This is a genomic window from Devosia elaeis (genome assembly GCF_001650025.1).
GTDB lineage: Bacteria > Pseudomonadota > Alphaproteobacteria > Rhizobiales > Devosiaceae > Devosia > Devosia elaeis.
Genome location: NZ_LVVY01000107.1, coordinates 1 through 19745 on the forward strand (window position 1 = coordinate 1; position 19745 = coordinate 19745).

Sequence of the window (19745 nt, forward strand, 5' to 3'; positions counted from 1 at the left end):
CTACTTCAGGGAGGACCACTTTTCAGGGGGCAGACCAACCTCTCGACCGCCTTAACTGAACTAGAAGAAATCAGACGTCTACAACGTGGGTCGGAATGGCCGAAGCTGCCTGATCGCTTTTCGCGGGTGCGGAATTTACTTGTAGGAATCCGTGTCAGGCACGAAGAGCTGTCAGTAGAGGATAAAGAGGCAGTGCGCACAGCTGCTATAGTTTTCCGAGAGCTCGAACTTCAGGTAGAGCGACACGTTAGGGATGGCAGTGCGATCAATGCATCCAAAATGAGCGGGCAAGTGATGACGCAGATAGACCACCTGTCCGAGGTTATTGCTCGCATTGTATAGGACAAGAAAATGTCAGATCAACGAGTGCAGATCATTGAGCTGCTAATCCGGCAGACCGAGGCCGGCAAGCTAGAATGGGAAGAAGGCGTAAATGACGGGCAATATAAAGTAGAAGTCGGAAGTAACACGGTCCTGCTATCTGAAAAAATCCGAGACGGAAACCCGATTATTGTTGTCCGGCTTTATAATTCGAATGGCGCCTTAGCAGAAACTTTTACAGATGAAGATTTGCCATCAAACGATGAAAACGAGTACTATTGGTACAAGCCAATGGAGAATCTTCTAAACAGAGCCCGCCGAAAAGCGCTTGGTACCGATGAAGTGATGAAGAGCATCATTGAGACATTGGGCAAGACGTAACTACCGACCATTTTAGCCAATTGTTCCATTTATCGAGTTGATGTCTGACCGGAGAGGTTGAAAAGCGACAGAGTTATCGACTACCCATAGCCCACAGAGTGAAGTGCGCAGCGCAGGCTCGAACCACGAGGGCGGGCACGTCCAGACTATCAAAACTCACCCTCACCCCTTCACACCCGCCGACAGCATGATTGCCTGTGTCACTCGCCGCTGGAAGATGAGGTAGATGATGGCCACCGGCAGGCCGGCGACCACGGCTGAGGCCATGAGTTTGCCGTAGACGATGCCATAGGCGTCCTTCACCTGGGTGATGCCGACCGGCACGGTCATGGTCGCTTCGCCCGTCGCGGCGAGGAAGGGCCAGAGGAAGGCGTTCCAGGCGCCGATGAAGGTGATGATGGCCAGGGCTGCGGTCACCCCCCAGTTCATTGGCAGGTAGATGCGGAACAAAATCTTGAAGTGGCCGGCGCTATCCATCTGCGCGGCCTCGCGGAATTCCTTGGGCACGCTGTCGAAGAACTGCTTGTAGACGATGATGGTCACCGGAACGATCAGCTGCGGCAGGATGATGCCGGCCCAGGTGTTGAGCAGCTTGAACTGCGCCATCAACACGAAATGGTTCACGATGAGGGCCTGCATGGGCACCATGAAGCAGGCCAGGATCAACACATAGATCACCCGCCGGCCCGGGAAGTCGAGCTGGCTGAGGGCATAGGCGCAGCCGGCCGAGCTGACGATGACCAGGATCGTTATCGCCAGCGAGGTGACGAAGGAATTGACGTACCAGATGCCGATATTGGTGTTGGTCCAGATGTGGACATAGCTGTCGAACGAGAACCGGTTGGGCCACAGGCTGTTGCCGCCCGAGATGACCTCGCTGTCGGTTTTGATCGAGGTGATGATCGCCCAGTAGATGGGGAAGAACGACGCCAGGGCCACCAGCAGCGTGATTGCGGTCAGAGCGATGCCGATGAAATCGAGGGGCCGGTCGCGGCGGGCGCGATCGACCGTGGCCGCCTGGCTGCGCGAAAGGATCTCGGTGCTCATTTTTCACCTCGGGCGCGGAGCAATTGGTATTGCAGGACGGACAGGACCACGATCATGGCGAACAGGAGCACGGCCGCTGTGGCCGCTTCGCCGCCGCGGTTCTGCTGGAAGGCTAGTTTGTAGATGTATTGCACCAGCGTGATGGTGGCGTCCTGCCGTCCGCCGATCGAGAACAGGTAGACCTGGTCGAAGATTTTGAGCTGGGCGATGAGCTGGATGGTCAGCACCAGAACCGTGATCGGCCAGATCAGCGGCCAGGTGATGCGTGAAAATTGTCGCCAGCGCCCGGCGCTGTCTAGGGACGCCGCTTCGTAAATTTCCGGCGAAATTGTCCGCAGGCCGGCAATGAACAGCAGGATATTGAAGCCCATCGTCCACCAGATGGTGACAAAGGCCACTGTCGGCATGAAGGCGGGAATGGTGCGGGTGAGCGACATCGGCTCGCCGCCATTGAACGGGCGGACGAAGACCTGTGCCAGGCCATATTGGACATCGATAATCCAGTTCCAGGTGAGGAACACCACCGAGACCGGCAGGATATAGGGCAGGAAGAAACAGGCCAGCACCAGCCCTTGCTTCCACCCGTCGAGGCGGTTGACCGCCATGGCGATCAGCAGGGAAACCAGCGTGTTCGGGATCACCGTCAGCAGCACGAAATAGGCGGTATTCCAGAAGGCGGAATGAAACAGCCGATGGCCGAGTATCTTGACGTAATTCTCCCAGGCAACCCATTCGCCGGGGCCGATCAGCGGCGCGTCGGTGAAACTGAGCATCACCATCTGGATGGTGGGCCAGACGAACAGCACGCCATAGATGAGAACGAACGGCCCCACCAGGATCAGTGCCGTCAGATATTCCTGCCGCTTGTCCCTGAGCATTGCTCTCTCCTCCCGTCGCGACCTGGGTGAGAAGGGTGCAGGAGATGCCCTGCACCCCAATTCCACCTAGAGCTGGCTGTTGAGGTCGTCGCGCATCTGCTCGGCGGCATCGGCGGGGTCGATTTCGCCCGTCGTGGCCGGATTGATGAAATTGCTCCACGCATCGCCCAGGGGCGCGGCGGGACCGGCGAGAATGGTGCGCGGATCGAACACGGCGGTATCGGCGAACCCGGCATAGTCCGATTGCGGCTTGAGCGCCTGGAACTCGGCGCTCTCGCGGACGGCGTTAAAGGCCGGGATATGACCCGCGCCGGCCCAATCGAGCGAATGCTGGTCCATCCAGGCGATGACCTTCATCACCGCGGCGCGCTTTTCCGGATCATTTTCCTTGCCGGCATTGGCCGGGATGACGAAGGCATGCGAGTCGGACCAGGCCGCCTTGGTTTCGAACAGCGTCGGCAGTTCGACCGCGCCCCATTCGAACAATTCGCCCTTGGCGTGGAGGTCCACGAAGGTCGGGATTTCCCAATTGCCCATGATGAAGAACGGCGCCTGGCCGGAGGTGAAGAGCGCCAGGGCCGCCGGGCTTTCGACCTGGACCGGAGTATAGCCCTTGTCGACCCAGCCTTTCACGACCTCGATCGCCGTGGTGAGCTTGCTGAGGTCCTCGTCGGTCGGGAAGAAACCGCCCGCCGCTTCATCGAACATGGTGCCGCCCTGCTGGCCGAACAGGCTGTAGATGGTGCGGTAGCGGTCGCCGGTCGGCGTCGAGACGCCATATTTGCCGTCGCCGCTGAACTGGGCGAGGATGGCGTCGAAATTCTCCAGCCCGTCCAGCCCGGTTGGCAGGCCGTTCTCGTCGAGCAGGCCGGCCTCGCCGAGCATGTCCTTGTTGTAGTAGAGAATGAGGCCATGCTGGTCGAAGGGAACGGCGTAGCGCGTGCCGTCGACGCTGGCTGCCTGCACTGCCGCCTCGGTGAAGTCCGCGTCGGAAATCCCCGCGCCGGCGAGGTCGTCATCGGAGATTTCGCTCAGCGTGCCGCTATCGACGGCCAGGGGAATGCGGCTGAGGTGATAGGTGGCGATGTCGGGCCCTTCACCGATGGCTGCCGAGGTCTGGAGCTTGGTGTAGAACGGGGTGCCCCATTCCAGGGTCGTTGCCTGGATCTGGATTTCGCCACTATGTTCGGCATTGAAGCCGTCGATCAGGGCCTTCATGCGGATGCCGTCGCCGCCGGCGAGGAAATCCCACCACACGACATTCTGCTGGGCCGCCACCGCGCCGGTCAGGCTCACGAAGGCGGTGGAGATCAGCGCCAGGCGCTTCAAATTCATCTTCATTTCGTCATTCCTCCCATTGCGCTCAATGCTGGATTTCCGGCTGGAGGCGGCGCATCGAGCAATGCCGCCTGGCCGTAAACAGGTCCGGTCAGTCGGCGTGGTAGGCGACCCCTTCGGCGTCAAACAGGTGCGTGCCCGCGCCATCTATCGCCAGGGCCACTTCGGTGCCCGGTTCGAGCGTGCTCTTGCCGACATCCTCCCCGATGACCAGCGTTCCGTCGGCCAGGGTCACATGCACCAGGGTCCGATCCCCCAGCCGCTCGAGCAGCGCGATGCGGCCCTTGAGGGCGCCGTCGCTCGCAACCCTCAAGGCTTCGGGCCGAATGCCGAGCGTCAGCCCCTCAACGTTGCCGGCCGGACTGGCGAAAGCGGCAGTGATGGTCGCGCCGCCGGCCTCGACCTGCAGACCGCTATCCGTGTTGCGGATGGCCGAAACGGGGATGAAATTCATCGCCGGCGAGCCGACGAAGGCGGCGACGAAGCGGCTCGCCGGGCGCGAATAGATTTCCATGGGCGTGCCGATCTGCTCGACCTTGCGATTGTTCATCACCACGATCCGGCTCGCCAGGGTCATGGCTTCGGTCTGGTCATGGGTCACGAAAATCATGGTGGTCCCGATGCGCTGGTGCAGCTGCGCCAGTTCCACGCGGGTGCGCACGCGCAGGCCCGCGTCGAGATTGCTGAGGGGCTCGTCGAGCAGGAAGGCGTCGGGCTCGCGCACGATGGCGCGGCCAATGGCGACACGCTGGCGCTGGCCGCCGGAAAGCTGGGCCGGGCGCCGGTCGAGCATGGGGCCGATTTCCAGCATGCGCGCCGCCTCATCGACACGGCGGGCGATCTCGGCTTTGTCGGTGCCGATATTCTCCAGCCCGAAGCTCATGTTCTGCCGCACCGTCATGTGCGGATAGAGCGCGTAGTTCTGGAAGACCATGGCCACGCCGCGCCGATTGGGCGGCAGGGTATCGACGCGACGGTCACCGATGTGAATCTCGCCCGAATTGACCGCCTCGAGCCCGGCGATCATGCGCAGCAAGGTCGATTTTCCGCAGCCTGAAGGCCCCAGAAAGACGATGAATTCACCGGAGCGAATGTGCATGCTGACATTATCGAGCACCTGCACGACGCCATAGGCTTTGCTCACGTCCTTGAGCACGATATCGGCCATACGTTCCTCCTCTTCGACCAGCGCAGCTTTGCTGTCTTCCGGTCCATGCTCGTTCGCCCTTCGGGCAACCTTCTCCGCTGGGGAGAAAGGAATTCCATGCCCAAACCCACGGGCCCTTCTTCACCTCTCCCTTGGGGGAGAGGTGAAGAAGCCGGCTTTCAAATCACCCCCGCGTCCACCTTCAATTCACGCGCCGTCCTCACCAGCCCGTCGAAAATCGCCGCCGCCACCGGATCGGCCCCGGGCGCCCGCCGCGTCAGCCGGAAGGTCGTTGCCACGACGCCACCCCGTCCGACCCGCTTTTCGCCGATGATGGCCGCCGGCTTGTGCACCCATCCGCAGACCATGCCGGCAATGACGTTGCTGCCGAATTCCCAGGGACGGAAGCCGGTCAGCAGGTGATGCGGCACCACGTCGGAAAAGCTGAGATCGAAAATCGGCCCGCCCGGAATGTCTGCGAACGCCCCCTCACGCCTCACCCAAGAGAAGCCGGCGATCCAGTCGCCGCGCCAGATCGTGCCGTCGCGCTCCACCAGGCTGATGCCCGGCAGGTGCTGGTCGAGGCTGGGCCGGAAGGTCTTGCCATCGGCAATTATGGACCGATGGGGCAATTCCCCGTCCGGCATGTCGGTTCTGAGGTTACGATTGGTCTCGACGGTGCCGTCGGCCAGGATCAGGTATCTGGCGCCGACCTTGATGGCTTCCACGTCGTCGCCGTCGACCGCATGGCAGAGCACGACATCCGCCGCCGATGCCGGCACCACCTGATAACCGAGGCCACCGGCATAGGCGGCGAGATTGGGATCGGCGGCGGCGATTGTCGGCAGCCCGGTCGTTGGGCGGCGGGCGTAAAGCGCGATCTCGCAGCTATTGCGCGCCAGAACCTTGCCGCCGGCTTCGAGAACGAAATCGAGTTGCAGCATGCTGTTTGCCGGCAGGTCCGGCATGGTTATTTGCTGGCGGCCCAGATCGGCGACCGATACCGGACCCGTTGCCGGAACGCTCAGGGAGCCGCTTACGCCACCGCTCCAGCTTAGCGTGGCGCCGGATGGGATGGACTGGCCGCCGGTGGCGATGCGGAGCTCGATGGCAAGGGACTCCCCTGCCCGCGCCGCATAGCGCTCCGGACGCGGCACGATGACGACATCGGCATTGATGGAGCCGAACACGTCGTGGAAGACGCGCGGATTCCGCTCGATGTCGAGCAGGCCATTGGCCTCCCAATGCACGTCCGTCAATTCGGTGATGACGTAACCCATGATCGAGGGATAGCGCCGCATTTCCTCGATCTGGTAGCGCAGGTTCATGAACTGATACCATTGCACCTTCTCGATAAAACCATCGAAACTGCCGAAGGTGCGGGCCAGGTCGAGCGCAGCGAAGCGTTCCTCGATGCCGTGCGGCAGCGCGACGCCATCGCCCCAGAGCGCTCCGGTCTCGAACCAGTCGGGCTCGCTGCCATCCTCGTTGCGCAGCTTGGATGGATCGGGAAGACCCCAGACACCGAATTCGGAAACGATCAGCGGCTCGTCGCCCCGCCGCTCGGCATCGCCCAGCGGCGAGAAGGTCCAGTCCGCCCCGGCCGCGAATTGCGCGGTGATGTCGTCCCATTCCTGCCGGCGCTCGGGGACCGAGCGATAGTAATGGTAATCGTTGAGGTCGGTCTTGACGTGGAAATTGGGAAAACAGGCGGAATTGTCGACCACAAGGCGGGTGCTGTCTTCGGCCTTGAGCCAATCATAGCTGTCCTTGAGCCATTGCCGGTGCTCGGCATTTTCCATCAGCCTTGTGCCCCAATCCTCGTTGATCAGCGTCCAGGCGATGATCGAGGGATGATTGCGGTCGCGGGCGAGGATGCCGATCAGCGTTTCCCGCATGCGGCGGGCGGAATCGGAGGTGAAGCTGGCGACATTGGGCACTTCGGTCCAGACCAGGAGCCCGAACCGGTCCGCCACGTCGTAATAGCGCGGGTCCGGCACCTTGATGTGGCAGCGCAGCGTATTGAGGCCCAGCTCGATCGCCTTGCGCGCCTGGTCTTCCAGGAACGCCAGCGATGGCGGGGTATAGATGCCGTCGGGATAATAATCCTGGTCCAGCGCGCCGCGCATATAGATCGGCTTGCCGTTGAGCAGGATTTGCCCGTTCCCGGTGGTGATTGTGCGGAAGCCGAAGGTCTCTTCGACCACGTCGATCTCGGCATCGAGCGTTACGACCAGGGTGTAGAGGTTCGGCTGGTAGATGTCCCAGAGTTTGGCATCCGGCACGTCAAGGCTGACCGCCAGTTTTTCCGCGGCAATGACGCTGGTTTCTGCCATCGTCTTTCCGGTGGAATCGATGACGGCGACCTGCACCGGCAGGCCGATAGCGGCAGCGCTGAAGGCGAGTTCGGCGCTGACATGGCCGTCCATGCCTGCCTCAATGACGACGCTCTCGAGCCGGCGCGGGTCCCGCGCTTCCAGGCTCACCGATTGCCAGAGCCCGCCAATGCGCCCGTACCAGGAAATCTTGCCGTGCGGAATTTCCGAAAAGGGAAAATTGGGAAACGCCCGGCGGTCGGCCGAGGGCATGGTCACCCGCACCTCGATTTCGTTGCTCGCGCGCAGCAGGCCGGGATCGACGGCGAATTCGAACGGCAGGAAGCCCCCCTCATGGCTGCCCAGCTTCTGGCCATTGAGGAAGACCTCGCAATAATAGCTGACGGCGCCAAAACGCAGGAACAGGTCGCGGCTTTCCCAGCCCCCCGGCAGGGCAAAGCTGCGCTTGTAGATTGCATGACCGAACGTATCGACGAGGTCGGAAAATTCGGCCTGCCAGGGTTGCGGCACATGGGCGTCGCGCCAGGGGCCATCCTCGTGTCGGAATTGCCAGACGCCATCCAGCGAAAGTGTACCGCGCGGTGAAACGACCGCTTCAGCGGCAGCGGCTCGGCCCAGATTCATCAACCCCACCCATCACTATTATTAGTTATAGTATTATCACCATAGGATCGAAATGATGGGCTTGGCAAGGGGTAGCCAATCACGCTCCGTTGGGCTCGAATTCCCACGGTCAACGCTAGCAATGTGCCAACGCATTCGCCTAAAACGTCACGTCTGACAGAGACGGGAGTGGCTATGGAAAAGCGTGCGACTATGCACGATGTGGCGGATCTGGCCGGGGTATCGCAAGCGACCGTATCGCTGGTGCTCAATGGCGTCGCCAATTCCCGAATCTCCAAGGCCACCCGTCGCCGCGTGCAGGAAGCAGCCGAAACGCTGGGCTATCGGCGCGGCCAGGTTCATCCGCTCCCCGCCGACCGTACCCGGATAATCGGCCTGTTCATCGACGAGGCGACAACCACACCCATGCTCGGGCCGCTCCTCGAGGGTGCACGGGACGAGGCGGCCTTGCAGGATGTCGCGGTCGCCGTGTTTTTCACCGGAGGGACACAGGCGCTGGAGCAGGCCGCGCTCGACATGCTGCTGGCCCAGAACGCTCTGGGCGTCATCTACTCCACGCTGATTACCCGCGAAGTGACTGTTCCTGAATACTTTTCCCGCCTGCCGCTCGTGCTGCTGAATTGCTACGAACGCAAGGTGCGCTTCCCCTCGGCAGTGCCCGGCGACATGGTCGGCGGCTATATTGCGACCGAGACCCTGATCAGGGCGGGACATCGCCGCATCGCGCATCTGGCCGGCGAACATATCGTGGAAGCGGCCGTTCACCGCGAAAAGGGCTTCCGCAAGGCGATGGAACGGCACGGCATCCCCGTGGATGAGCGGCTGGTGACGCTGGGCGGCTGGAGCATAGCCGCGGGCCGGGAGCGCGCCTTGACCCTCCTGTCCCAGCCCGAGCGACCCAGCGCGATTTTCTGTTATTGCGATCGCATGGCCATGGGCTGCTACGAGGCCGCGCACCTTCTCGGCCTCTCGATCCCCGAGGATTTGTCCGTCATTGGCTTCGATGACGAGGACATTTCGGCAGGCCTCAACCCGCCGCTTTCCACCATGGTGCTGCCGCATGATGAAATGGCCCGTTGGGCCGTCGGCCAATTGCTCGATGACTTCGAGGGGCTGGATGCCGACGAGCGGCTGCAGAAGCTCAAGATCGAATGCCAGTTCGTGGACCGGGAATCGATAAGGCCGCCAAAGGCTTGACCCTATTTTCGCGGCGCGCCGACTGAATCCCGCTCCACCAATGGACATTCCAGCTTGGTGAGCGAGAAGCGCGTGTCGGCCATGGATTCGGACAGGCGCTCGACCACCCATTGCCCCATCGCCCGATGCGGCAATATCGATGTCGTCAGCCGCGGATGCATGTGCCGGGCGATCTCCTCGTCGTCATAGCCAATCACCGACATGTCCGCCGGAATTTCATATCCAGCCTCCTTCAGCGCCTCATAACAGCCAATGGCCATGCGGTCATTCTGGCAGAAAATTGCCGTGGGCACCTCGGTCAGGCCGAGGATCTTGCGCGTCGCCTCATAGCCGGCGCTGGCCGACCAGTCGCCGCTGAACACCAGATCCGCGTCGAAGGGAATATCGGCGGTCGCCAGGGCCCGACGATAGCCCTTGAGGCGATCCTGGGCGGCTTCCATCCAGCTTTCACCGGTAATCGTGGCGATCCGACGGTGCCCCTTGGAGATCAGATAATGGGTCGCCCGCTGCCCGCCTGCAATCTCGCTCGGCACAACGGCAGGCGCCGATTGCCCCGCGGAATAGCAGTTCAGGAGCAGCACCGGTATGTTAAGTCCTTGCAATGCATTGGGGATTTTCACCTCGCGGGTGAAGATGGTCATATAGACTATCGCGGTCGCGCCCTGCTGCAGGAAAGCCTCAACCAGATCGCGCTCCATCTCCGCATCGCCTCGACTTTGCGCGACGAAGACCAGGCTGCCGATGGCCTGCGCCGCCTGGCTCAACCCTTCGATGGCCTGAACGGCTTCCGGGCTGGTGGCCAGCTGGTCGACGATAAAGGCGATTTGCCCGCGATTGCCACGGCCACCTTCGGCTGCGCGGCCCTGCACGGGCACCTCATAGCCAATCCGCCGCGCCGTCTCGATGACCCGCCGCCGCGTCTCGTCCGACAGCCGAATTCCCGGCGTATTGTTCAATACAAACGAGACCGTAGCCTGCGAGCAGCCGACCTCCCTCGCAATGTCGGTCATCGTTGCCCGCCGCACCCCATTCTCGCCGGCACTCTGCCGCATTCGCTTTTTCTCTTGTGTAGTCATCTAGAGACGCCGACCCATTCTGCTAATAGAACATTAGCAGCTATTAGTAGGAAAGTCTTCGGCCTGATGCGGGCTGCAACGCGTCGCCGGTTGGGCGGTCTTGTCGAGCATGGTATTTGGCCTGGGCCAGCCCTTGCATCCCGGGCTGGCAGGCATCAGGATCATCCTCGGGTACAAGTCCATGGCCATACGCAACTATCTCATCGAAGGCGTTTCAGGGTCCGGCAAGACGTCGGTGGCCACTGAGCTCGAGCGGCGTGGCTATCATGTCGTGCATGGCGACCGGGTGCTCGCCTATCAGGGCGATCCGGAGACCGGCGCGCGGCTGCCGCCCGAGCGTCGCTCGGACGATCTGCATTTTCTCAACGACCACCACATCTGGGATCCCGAGCAGGTACGCGCCCTGGCGGCGGACCAGAGCCACGCGATGACCTTCTTTTGTGGCGGCTCGCGCAACCACGACAAGTTCGTTCACCTGTTCGATGCCGTGTTCATCCTCGAAGCCGACTGGCCGCTGATCGAGAGCCGGCTCAAGACCCGCACCGGCGAATGGGGCGAAACCGAAGCCGAGCGCGCCATCACCCGGGAACTGCACCGGACGGGTCGCGACCAGCCGGCCGGCGGAATCCGCATCGACGCCACGCGCCCGCTCGCCGCTGTCGTCGACGCCATTCTGGCGCAATGCTAGGATATTCTCCTGCCCCAGGAGGAGATTCGTCATGCCACGCTTTCTCGCCGTCTACACCATGCAGCCCGAGGACCTGGCGCGTTTTCGGGCGCTGCCGAAAGAGCAGCAGGACGCGATCGATGCCGAGGGCCTGCCGAAATGGGAGCAATGGCAGGCGGGCCATGCCGCTGCCTTTGCCGATGGCGGCGGCATGGTGGGCAAGACCCTGCGCGTCACCCGAGAGGGCATCGCCCCGGCCACCAACAGCATTTGCGGCTATGTGGTGGTCGAGGCCGAAACTATCGAAGCAGCGGCGCGCCTGTTCGAAAACCATCCCCATTTCATGGTCTTTCCCGGGGATGCGGTGGACATCATGCCCTTCATGACCTGACCAGCGCCGGTTGCAGCGGTGCCTAGCGCCGCGTCTCCTGCGGCGAAAAGCCGAAGCGGCGCTTGTAGCAGGTTGCAAAATATTGGCTGGAGGAAAAGCCGCATTCATGGGCGATCTCGGTGATCGTGGCCGAGGCCCGCTCGGCGAGCCATTTCTTGGCCGCCTCGAGGCGCACCATCTGCAGGTAGCGCACCGGCGTCATATTGGTCAGCGCCTGGCAATGCTGGGAAAATTGCGTGCGAGACAGATTGCATTCCGCCGCCATGTTTTCCAGCGTCCAATGCTCGTCCAGCGCATGGGGCAGCCGCTGGAGGAAAATCTGCACGGTGCGTTTGGAACTGGCCAGGTGATCATCCAGCACCGGCGCCTGCCGCTCCAATTGCTCCATGAATTGCAGCAGCAGCAGCGAAATGATCAACCGCAACCGCGTCTCGCTGCCGGCAATATCGCCGCCGGCGACGATGCCGTCGATCTCGTGGAAGCTGCGCGCCACATCGCGGCTGGCGGTCAGCACGTGCTGCTCGTTGCGCGAAAGCAGCCGGGTCAGCCGCGCGGTGTCGCGCTCGGACCAGGCCATCCAGTCGGGCCAGAGCCAATCCTCGTGCGGCCGCCTTACGCCCACGTCGAACAGCACCCAGATGATCTGGCTGGCCGAGACATGGGGATCGCCGAACTGGTGCAATTGCCAGGGGCGGACGACGAACATCTGGCCCTCGGTCAATTCATGGCGCTGGCCATCGACCTTGAGCACCATGGTGCCACGCGCCAGATAGGCGATCTTGACCCCTTCGTTGCAATGCTCCTTGAGCCCCCAATCCTGCGAGCGCGCCGCGTCCCAGCCGCCCACGGAAAGCACCTGCGGCAGCGCCTCGCCCAATGGCCTGCCCGGATATTTGCGGCGGGTCCAGGCGTTGAGCGCCACCTTGCCGGCCAGAGCGGCCTCGTGCAGGTCGGCGCAATTGCCCGCATACATCAGCGCTCCCGGCTCGGTGAATACGGCTGGCCGCGCCAGGGCGTGTAAACGTGCTTCCGCGTTCATGCTTCTCCCCCGATGTTCAAAATCTACCAGTGTTATCATTCGAACGCGCGCCGCCCTTGGCTGGGCAATGATCGTCGCGCTCGCCTCCTGGCCCTGAAGCTAGAGAGTCGGGCGTCCGCAAGTCAATCAGAACGGCACAGCAAGCCGTCGGACGGGCTTGCCGGACGGTGGAGGCGTTTTGCACAAGGCCGGGATGCGGCACTGTTCGAAATCTGCCGAAGGGGCGGGCTGCAACGATTGTTGTACGTACCCCAAGGCTGTTCGACCGGGGCGCCGGCATAGGGGTGGGACATGAAGCTCGGCATCAATCTGCTGTGCTTGACCGATTTCGTCACCGAGGCACATCTGCCGGCCATCCGGCGGATCAAGGCCCATGGCTATGACGGGGTAGAGGTGCCGGTTCTGTCCGGCGATCCGGCCCATTATGCCTGGCTGGGGCGGGAGCTGGATGCCATCGGCCTCGACCGCTGCACCACCTCCATCGTGCCGAGTCCGGATGCGAGCCCCATTTCGCCAGATGCGGATGCCCGCGCCGCCGGCCGCCGGCATCTCGATTGGGCGCTCGATTGCGCCATTGCCCTCGGGGCCCAGAGCGTCGGCGGGCCCATCCACGCGCCGATCGGCTATTTCACCGGCGCCGGACCCAGCGAAAGCGAACTGTCCCACGGCGCCGAGGCCCATAGGGCTCTGGCCGAACGCGCCCAGGCCAACGGGCTCTATCTCAGCCTCGAACATCTCAACCGCTTCGAGACCTATTTCCTCAACACCACCGCCCAATGCCGCGATTATGCGCGCCGGGTCGATCATCCCGCCCTGCGCATCATGTATGATACGTTCCATGCCAATATCGAGGATCGCAACCAGGTGGAGGCCTATGAAATCGTGGCCCCGCATGTCGGCATCGTCCATATTTCTGAGAACGACCGGGGCATCCCGGGGCGCGGGCATATCGATTTTCCGGCCATCATGGGTGCCGTCCGGCGCTCGGGCTATGACGGCTGGGTAACGCTGGAGGCCTTTGGCAGCGGGCTACCCGCCATCGCGGCGGCCACGCGCGTCTGGCGGCCGCTTTTCCCTGATCATGAAACGCTGTTTGCCGAAAGCGCCGCCTTCATCCGCCGCACCTGGGACGCGGCCGACCGGGAGGTGCCCGCATGATCGAAGCGCCCGTGTTCGAGATGCAGGCCATCTCCAAATCCTTCCCCGGCGTCAGGGCCCTGCACGAGGTATCCTTTGCCTGCGGCAAGGGGGAAGTGCATGCCCTGTGCGGCGAGAACGGCGCGGGCAAGTCGACGCTGATCAAAATCCTGTCGGGGGTTTACCGGCCCGATAGCGGCGCGGTGCTGATCGATGGGACCGAGCAGCATTTTGGCCACCCGCAGGAGGCCTTGCTGGCCGGCATTTCGGTCATCTACCAGGAATTTTCGCTGCTGCCCGAGCGCAGCGTGGCGCAGAACCTGTTCCTGGGCCGCGAGCCGCTGAGGAACGGCCTCATCGATAATAGAGCGATGATCGCCGAGACCCGGCGTGTGCTGGAACTTTTCGGCGTGCGCCACGGTATCGCGCCGGAAACGCTGGTGGCCGATCTCGACGTGGCCAGCCAGCAGATGGTCGAGATCGCCAAGGCCATTTCGCTCAATGCCAAGGTCATCGTCATGGACGAGCCGACTGCAGCGCTCAACGAGGCCGAATGCGACGTGCTCTTTGCGCTGGTCGACCGGTTGCGCGCCTCCGGCACCGCCATCGTCTATATCACCCATCGCATGCGCGAGGTGGCGCGGATCGCCGACCGGGTGACCGTGCTCAAGGACGGCGAGGTGACGGCGCGCTTCGACCAGGTCCCGGCGCCCGAGATGATCGTGCGCGCCATGGTGGGGCGCGACATTTCCGAATATTATCCAGATCCGGCCAAACCGGACGAGATCGGCGCGGATATCCTCACCGTCTCGGGCGGCGCCAATCATGCGGTGCACGACATCGACCTCACCTTGCGCGCCGGGGAGATCGTCGGCTTTGCCGGGTTGCAGGGCGCGGGCCGCACCGCTCTGGCCATGGCCTTGTTCGGCGCCCTGCCCTTCACGTCGGGCCGGGTGACGATCGATGGCCAGCACATGGACATCAAGACGCCGCGCGACGCCATTCGCGCCGGTATCGGCATGCTGCCGGGCGACCGCAAGGCGAGCGGCCTGGTGCTGATGCAGTCGGTGCGTGACAACGGCATGCTCACCGCCCGCAGCTTTGCGCGGCTTTTGGGCGGCAACGGCGCCAATCGCTTCATCGACCTTTCCGGCATGGATGCCCTGCTGGACCGGATGCGGGTTCGGGCTCCCTCCTATGAACAGGAAATGCGGTTCCTGTCCGGCGGCAACCAGCAGAAGGCCATCGTGGCGCGCTGGCTGGCACTGAAACCCAAGGTGCTGATCTTCATCGAGCCGACGCGCGGCATCGACGTGGACGCCAAGGCCAGCATCTACCACCTGATGCGTGATCTCGCCCGCGCCGGCACGGCCGTGATGATGGTCTCGTCGGACCTTCCCGAAATCCTGGGCGCCTCGGACCGGATCCTGGTCATGCGCGATGGCCGCATCGTCGGCGAGTTCGGGCGCTCCGCCAGCGAGGCCGAATTGATGCTGGCGGCAACGGGGGAAGCGGCGGAGGTGGCGGCATGACGGAGATATCCCAGAATCGGGCGCCGCGACGATTCCGCTTCGAGCGCCATGCCTCGACCCTGCTGCTGCTCGCCGCCATCGCGCTTTACGTGATCCTGCTCCTTGCCTTGGGACAGGTACGCTTCCTGACGCTGGACAATCTGGTGGCCATACTCGGCCGCTCCATCACCCTGGGCATTACCGCCATCGGGCAGACCTTCGCCATCCTGGTCGCCTCCATCGATCTCAGCGTCGCCAGCGTCATCTCGGCCGCGGCGGTGGTCACTTCGGTGATGATGAATGGCGATCCGGCCATGATGGTGCCGGCGATCGCCGCGGTGCTGGCGCTGGGCGCGGCGATCGGGCTGGTCAATGGCCTGGTGATCACCAAGCTCGAGGTCAATCCGCTGATCGCGACGCTCGGCATGTCGCTGATCATCCAGGGCGTGCTCTCGTACTATTACAATAATTTCGCCGGCAATGTGCCGGTCGAGTTCCAGATCTTCGCCTATGGCGCATGGGGCATCGTGCCCTATTCGCTGCTCTTCATGTTCGCCCTGGCCGGGCTGGCCTGGTTCGTGCTGCGCTTCACCCGCTTCGGCTCGGACATCTATTCGGTGGGCGGCAACAAGGATGCGGCGCGCCTGGCCGGCATCAAGACGGCGCGGGTCGTGATCGGCGCCCATGTCATCTGCTCGCTCTGCGCCGCCATTGCCGGAATCTACCTGGCGTCGCGGCTGCGCTCCGGCGCGCCCTGGATCGGCGCCGAGGGGGTTTATGACCTCGAATCCATCGCCGTCGTGGTCATCGGCGGCACCGTCCTGGCCGGTGGACGCGGCGGCATCTGGGGCACCATGGCCGGCGTCATCATCTTCTCGCTGATCGACTCGATCTTCAACGTGGCCGGCGTCGATGCCTTCGTGAAGCAGGTGCTGCGCGGCATCATCATCGTGGCCGCCGTGGCCTTCTACGCCGCCCGGTCGCAAAGGCCCGTGGCATGACCGAACAATCCCTCTCCCGGCCCGAAACCCGCAAGCGGCGCCTGCCGCAGATCAACCCGGTCTATGTGCTGGTCGTGGCCCTGATCCTGGCCATCATCGTCATGAACCCCGCCTTCGGCGAACCGACCGGCTACATGAATTTCCTGAAGCGTGTGGCGGCCCTGGCCATCCTTTCGGCCGGCGCGCTCTATGTCATCGTCTCGGGCGGCTTCGATCTCAGCGTCGGTTCGATCATGACGCTGACGGTGATCGGTTCATCCATGCTGGCCAGCAACGATCCGAATTCGACTTATTGGATCATTCCGCTGATGCTGGGCATCGGGCTGGTGATCGGCCTCGTCAACGGCCTGGTGGTCAGCTACCTCAAGGTGCCCTCACTGATCGCGACCCTGGGCATGATGATCACGCTCAATGGCGTGGCCTTCATGTGGTCGGGCGGCGCGCCGCGCGGCTATCTGCCGGACACGTTCCGCTTCTTCGGCCGCTACAACATCACGGATGTGCCGCTGATCGGCATCCTGCCCATCGCCGTGATCTGCCTTGTCGTCTTCGGCGCCACCCTGTGGTGGGGCATGCACCGCACCAATTTCGGCCGCATGCTGCACGCCGCGGGCGACAATCCCCAGGCGGCGCGCCTGGCCGGCGTGCCGGTGCAAAGGGTGCGCATTTCCGCCTTCGTGGTATCGGCGCTGACGGCCGTTCTGGCCGGGATCATCCTGGGCGGACGCGCCGGGGTCTCGGTCAATATCGGCTCGGGCTTCGAGCTGCAGGCGATTACGGCGGCGGTCATCGGCGGGGCGCAGCTTTTGGGCGGGCGCGGCTCGGTGCCGGCGGCCATTGCCGGGGCGCTGGCCCTCGAAGCGATCTTTACCCTGCTCAACCTTCTCGGCCTGGCGCAGCCGGTCCGGCTGGTCGTGCAGGGCCTGATACTCATCGGCGCGGTGGCTTTCGCCACCTATCAGCGCAAGCGCGCCGGCCGATGAGGGACGATGGGCGGCCAAGGCCGTCCCAGCACATGTGAGAAGCTCACAAGGGAGGAAGACGTGAACAAGACCTTATTGACCTTAGCCGTTCTCGGCATGCTGACGGGCGCCGCGAGCGCCCAGGCGCCGAACTTCGACGATCCGGCGGAATTCGCCAAGCAACGGGACCAGTTGACCGCGACCTTCAATGGCCCCGCCGACCAGGTCTACCTGCAATATGCCGGGGACTCGATGGCCGACACGGCCCAATACAAGAAGGACGGCCCCTGGACCGTCTGCTTCTCCAATGCCGGCGTCAACAATCCCTGGCGCGTGGTGGGCTATACCAACATGACCGAAGAGGTGAAGCTCCACCCTGAAATCGGCACCTTCACCCATGTCGATGCCGAAGGGTCGGACGACAAGCAGATCGCCGATATCGACGACCTGCTGGCCGGCGGGGATTGCGACGTGCTGATCGTGTCGCCGAATTCGACAGCGGCCCTGACCCCCGCCGTGGAAAAGGCCTGTGCCGCCGGCCTGCCTGTCATCGTGTTCGACCGCGGCGTCACCACCGATTGCCCCGTCACCTTCGTGCATCCGGTCGGCGGCTACGGCTTCGGCATCCAGGCGGCCGAGCACATCATCGCCAATGTTCCGGCGGGCGGCAAAGTGCTGATGCTGCGCATCCTGCCCGGCGTCGACGTGCTCGAAACCCGCGCCTCGGGCGCCCGCAACATGTTCACGGAAGCCGGTCTCGACATCCTGGGCGAGGAATTCACCGACGGCGACAATGCCAAGACCAAGTCGATCGTCGAGGACTACCTGCAGCGCGGCGGCATCGACGCCGTCTGGATGGATGCCGGCGCAACGGCCGTTGCCGCCGTGGAAGCCTTCGAGGACCAGGGCATGGACGTCCCGGTCGTCACTGGCGAAGACCAGCAGGACTACCTGCAGAAATGGCGCGACCTGGGCTTCAAGGGCATCGCCCCCACCTACCCGACCTATCAATGGCGCACCGCGATCATCGCGGCGGTGAACACGCTCAAGGGCGAGCCGGTGCCGAGCCCGGAATGGGTCCTGCCGCAGCCGGCCATCACCCAGGACGTGCTCGACCAATATATCAACGAAAAGATGCCGCCGCTGCACTACGCCATGTGCGGCTGCGAGGACATGCCGAGCTATCCCGAAGCCTGGGGCGGCTCGAAATAATCCGCAACTGGGGCGCCCCCGGGCGCCCCAGTTCTGACGCGGACCGCTTGGCCGCGCGAGTGCAGAATAGCATCGATCAGGGCATGGACGGCCAGCACGTCGCGTCCGGAGGCGGCGGGCTGCCGCCCCGAGGTGATGGCCTCGACAAAGTCCAAAATCAGGGCCTGATGGGCCTGGCTGGAAAAACCCATCGGATCGGCGCCCGCACCGGAGCCGGCATCCTCGCCGGCGACATCCAGGCTGGTACCGTCATGGAAGCGGGCGGTAAGCACGGTGCCGTCGAGCACGGCCCTGCCCCGCTCGCCGATCAATTCGATAATGTCGGGCTGTCCCGGAAAGGCGCAGGTTGTGGCGCTGATGCTGCCAAGCGCGCCATTGGTGAAGCGCAGGCTGGCCACCGCCATGTCCTCGCCTTCCATTTGATGAACCGGGCTGGTGGTCGCAAAGCCGGTCACCGTCTCGGGTGCGCCGGTCAGCGACAGCATCAGGTCCAGATTGTGTATGGCCTGGGTCAGCAATACGCCGCCGCCGTCCCGAGCCAGACTGCCTCGCCCCGGCTCGTCGTAATAGCTTTGCGGCCGCCAATAGCTGGTGCGGGCACTCGCATGGATCAGCGGCCCCAGCCGTCCCTCCTGCATCAGTTCCCGAAGCGCCGACGCTGCGGGACGAAACCTGTTCTGCAATACAATTCCAACTCTTATGCCAGCTTCTTCAGCCAAAGCGACAAGTCGCTCCGCTCGTGGGGTGCTAACCTCGATTGGCTTCTCCAGCAGGATATGCTTGCCCGCAGCGGCAGCGCTGCGCACCAGATCGAGATGTGTATTGGGCGGCGTGAGGATCAATACAGCTGCGACGCGGGGATCGTTCCAGATGGTTTCGATCGTCTCGGCAATGGGGAAGCCGTGAGCCTGTGCGAAGGTCGCCCGCCGCTCCGGCGACGGGCTGAAGGCATGGAGAACCTCGATCCGGTCGCGCAAGGCGGCGAGTGCTCGCGCATGGGGCAGCGACGCCATGCCCAATCCGATGATGGCGACGCCGAGCTTTGCCACCCCCTCGGGCCTCAGGTGCCCAGCCGCCTGGATGTGGCGCTGTCGAACAGATGCGTCGTGCCGGCCTGCGGCGCCAGCCAGATTTCCTCGCCGATGCTGGCGGACAGCCTTTGCCGCAGCAGCGCCGAAATCCGATCTTCACCCAATTGCACCACGACGAATGTTTCAGATCCGGTCGGCTCGATGGTTACGATCCGGCCATTGAGGCCCTGCCCCGGATCGGCCAGCAGCAGATGCTCTGGCCTGATTCCGAGCGTGGCCGCGAGGCCATCGGGCGCGCCCGCGCCGGCATCGACCGGCAGGTGGAAACCGCTCGGCGTTTCGAATACCTGCCGTCCCTGCTCCTGGCGCACGGTACCGGTGAGGAAATTCATGGCGGGCGAGCCGATGAAGCTGCCGACGAACATGTTGGCGGGAAAATCGTAGAGGTC

The 19745-nt window shown here is 63.4% G+C and carries 19 protein-coding genes; 10 read left to right on the forward strand and 9 right to left on the reverse strand.

Going from position 1 to position 19745, the window contains the following annotated elements:
• Positions 1-342, forward strand: a 342-nt coding sequence (locus A3840_RS19890) for a hypothetical protein (protein ID WP_205633390.1), incomplete at its 5' end; no start/stop codon positions are given.
• A 9-nt stretch (positions 343-351) separates the two neighbouring features.
• Positions 352-702, forward strand: coding sequence for a hypothetical protein (locus A3840_RS14535; RefSeq protein ID WP_067458294.1), 351 nt, complete (start codon positions 352-354; stop codon positions 700-702).
• A 162-nt stretch (positions 703-864) separates the two neighbouring features.
• Here the strand turns inward: A3840_RS14535 and A3840_RS14540 are convergent, their stop codons facing one another.
• From A3840_RS14540 to A3840_RS14560, 5 genes are all read right to left on the reverse strand, one after another.
• Positions 865-1749 carry a carbohydrate ABC transporter permease gene (locus A3840_RS14540; RefSeq protein WP_082903918.1) on the reverse strand — a complete coding sequence of 295 codons (885 nt, stop codon included), beginning with the start codon at positions 1747-1749 and terminating at the stop codon, positions 865-867.
• A complete protein-coding gene (locus tag A3840_RS14545) occupies positions 1746-2627 on the reverse strand; it encodes a carbohydrate ABC transporter permease (protein ID WP_067458297.1) in 882 nt (293 codons plus the stop codon). Before A3840_RS14545 ends, A3840_RS14540 begins: the two co-directional genes overlap by 4 nt.
• Positions 2628-2693: 66 nt before the next feature.
• A complete protein-coding gene (locus A3840_RS14550) occupies positions 2694-3968 on the reverse strand; it encodes an extracellular solute-binding protein (protein ID WP_067458300.1) in 1275 nt (424 codons plus the stop codon).
• Positions 3969-4056: 88 nt separating this feature from the next.
• Entirely contained in the window at positions 4057-5133 is a 1077-nt protein-coding gene (locus A3840_RS14555) for an ABC transporter ATP-binding protein (RefSeq protein WP_067458303.1), read from the reverse strand.
• A 158-nt stretch (positions 5134-5291) separates the two neighbouring features.
• A complete protein-coding gene (locus A3840_RS14560; protein ID WP_067458307.1) occupies positions 5292-8072 on the reverse strand; it encodes a glycoside hydrolase family 2 protein in 2781 nt (926 codons plus the stop codon).
• Positions 8073-8246: 174 nt separating this feature from the next.
• Between A3840_RS14560 and A3840_RS14565 the strand changes: the two genes are divergently transcribed.
• Complete coding sequence (locus A3840_RS14565; protein ID WP_067458337.1) at positions 8247-9269, forward strand: LacI family DNA-binding transcriptional regulator; 1023 nt, start codon at positions 8247-8249, stop codon at positions 9267-9269.
• A gap of 2 nt (positions 9270-9271) precedes the next feature.
• On the opposite strand, the gene A3840_RS14570 is transcribed toward A3840_RS14565, so the two are convergent.
• Complete coding sequence (locus tag A3840_RS14570) at positions 9272-10321, reverse strand: LacI family DNA-binding transcriptional regulator (protein ID WP_067458310.1); 1050 nt, start codon at positions 10319-10321, stop codon at positions 9272-9274.
• Positions 10322-10526: 205 nt separating this feature from the next.
• Here A3840_RS14570 and A3840_RS14575 point away from each other — a divergent pair, with 205 nt between their 5' ends.
• Together A3840_RS14575 and A3840_RS14580 are read left to right on the forward strand one after the other, a co-directional pair.
• Complete coding sequence (locus A3840_RS14575) at positions 10527-11033, forward strand: nucleoside kinase (protein WP_067458340.1); 507 nt, start codon at positions 10527-10529, stop codon at positions 11031-11033.
• Positions 11034-11064: 31 nt separating this feature from the next.
• Positions 11065-11403 carry a YciI family protein gene (locus A3840_RS14580; protein WP_067458313.1) on the forward strand — a complete coding sequence of 113 codons (339 nt, stop codon included), beginning with the start codon at positions 11065-11067 and terminating at the stop codon, positions 11401-11403.
• A gap of 22 nt (positions 11404-11425) precedes the next feature.
• On the opposite strand, the gene A3840_RS14585 is transcribed toward A3840_RS14580, so the two are convergent.
• Positions 11426-12442, reverse strand: a complete 1017-nt coding sequence (locus A3840_RS14585; protein WP_165603189.1) for a helix-turn-helix transcriptional regulator — start codon at positions 12440-12442, stop codon at positions 11426-11428.
• A 291-nt stretch (positions 12443-12733) separates the two neighbouring features.
• Here A3840_RS14585 and A3840_RS14590 point away from each other — a divergent pair, with 291 nt between their 5' ends.
• From A3840_RS14590 to A3840_RS14610, 5 genes are read left to right on the forward strand one after another with little or no spacing between them, the layout of a single operon-like run.
• A complete protein-coding gene (locus tag A3840_RS14590; protein WP_067458319.1) occupies positions 12734-13600 on the forward strand; it encodes a sugar phosphate isomerase/epimerase family protein in 867 nt (288 codons plus the stop codon).
• Positions 13597-15111, forward strand: a complete 1515-nt coding sequence (locus A3840_RS14595; protein ID WP_067458322.1) for a sugar ABC transporter ATP-binding protein — start codon at positions 13597-13599, stop codon at positions 15109-15111. Before A3840_RS14590 ends, A3840_RS14595 begins: the two co-directional genes overlap by 4 nt.
• Positions 15108-16091 carry an ABC transporter permease gene (locus A3840_RS14600; protein WP_067458325.1) on the forward strand — a complete coding sequence of 328 codons (984 nt, stop codon included), beginning with the start codon at positions 15108-15110 and terminating at the stop codon, positions 16089-16091. The genes A3840_RS14595 and A3840_RS14600 overlap by 4 nt, the downstream gene beginning before the upstream one ends.
• On the forward strand, positions 16088-17074 hold the full coding sequence (locus A3840_RS14605; RefSeq protein WP_067458328.1) for an ABC transporter permease: 987 nt from the start codon (positions 16088-16090) through the stop codon (positions 17072-17074). Before A3840_RS14600 ends, A3840_RS14605 begins: the two co-directional genes overlap by 4 nt.
• Before the next feature lie 60 nt (positions 17075-17134).
• Positions 17135-18265 (forward strand): substrate-binding domain-containing protein, encoded by a 1131-nt coding sequence (locus tag A3840_RS14610; protein WP_245676631.1) that lies wholly within the window; start codon positions 17135-17137, stop codon positions 18263-18265.
• Here A3840_RS14610 and A3840_RS14615 read toward each other — a convergent pair.
• Together A3840_RS14615 and A3840_RS14620 are read right to left on the reverse strand one after the other, a co-directional pair.
• Positions 18235-19314: a Gfo/Idh/MocA family protein gene (locus A3840_RS14615; protein WP_082903921.1), complete on the reverse strand. Its 1080-nt coding sequence runs from the start codon at positions 19312-19314 to the stop codon at positions 18235-18237. The genes A3840_RS14610 and A3840_RS14615 overlap by 31 nt on opposite strands.
• Before the next feature lie 11 nt (positions 19315-19325).
• Positions 19326-19745: TOBE domain-containing protein (locus A3840_RS14620; protein ID WP_131798338.1), on the reverse strand; the 420-nt coding region annotated here is incomplete at its 5' end.

Coding starts and splice junctions, on each gene's coding strand:
- A3840_RS14535 (WP_067458294.1), top strand. CDS start 352: ATGTCAGATCAACGAGTGCAGATCATTGAGCTGCTAATCCGGCAGACC.
- A3840_RS14540 (WP_082903918.1), bottom strand. CDS start 1,749: ATGAGCACCGAGATCCTTTCGCGCAGCCAGGCGGCCACGGTCGATCGC.
- A3840_RS14545 (WP_067458297.1), bottom strand. CDS start 2,627: ATGCTCAGGGACAAGCGGCAGGAATATCTGACGGCACTGATCCTGGTG.
- A3840_RS14550 (WP_067458300.1), bottom strand. CDS start 3,968: ATGAAGATGAATTTGAAGCGCCTGGCGCTGATCTCCACCGCCTTCGTG.
- A3840_RS14555 (WP_067458303.1), bottom strand. CDS start 5,133: ATGGCCGATATCGTGCTCAAGGACGTGAGCAAAGCCTATGGCGTCGTG.
- A3840_RS14560 (WP_067458307.1), bottom strand. CDS start 8,072: ATGAATCTGGGCCGAGCCGCTGCCGCTGAAGCGGTCGTTTCACCGCGC.
- A3840_RS14565 (WP_067458337.1), top strand. CDS start 8,247: ATGGAAAAGCGTGCGACTATGCACGATGTGGCGGATCTGGCCGGGGTA.
- A3840_RS14570 (WP_067458310.1), bottom strand. CDS start 10,321: ATGCGGCAGAGTGCCGGCGAGAATGGGGTGCGGCGGGCAACGATGACC.
- A3840_RS14575 (WP_067458340.1), top strand. CDS start 10,527: ATGGCCATACGCAACTATCTCATCGAAGGCGTTTCAGGGTCCGGCAAG.
- A3840_RS14580 (WP_067458313.1), top strand. CDS start 11,065: ATGCCACGCTTTCTCGCCGTCTACACCATGCAGCCCGAGGACCTGGCG.
- A3840_RS14585 (WP_165603189.1), bottom strand. CDS start 12,442: ATGAACGCGGAAGCACGTTTACACGCCCTGGCGCGGCCAGCCGTATTC.
- A3840_RS14590 (WP_067458319.1), top strand. CDS start 12,734: ATGAAGCTCGGCATCAATCTGCTGTGCTTGACCGATTTCGTCACCGAG.
- A3840_RS14595 (WP_067458322.1), top strand. CDS start 13,597: ATGATCGAAGCGCCCGTGTTCGAGATGCAGGCCATCTCCAAATCCTTC.
- A3840_RS14600 (WP_067458325.1), top strand. CDS start 15,108: ATGACGGAGATATCCCAGAATCGGGCGCCGCGACGATTCCGCTTCGAG.
- A3840_RS14605 (WP_067458328.1), top strand. CDS start 16,088: ATGACCGAACAATCCCTCTCCCGGCCCGAAACCCGCAAGCGGCGCCTG.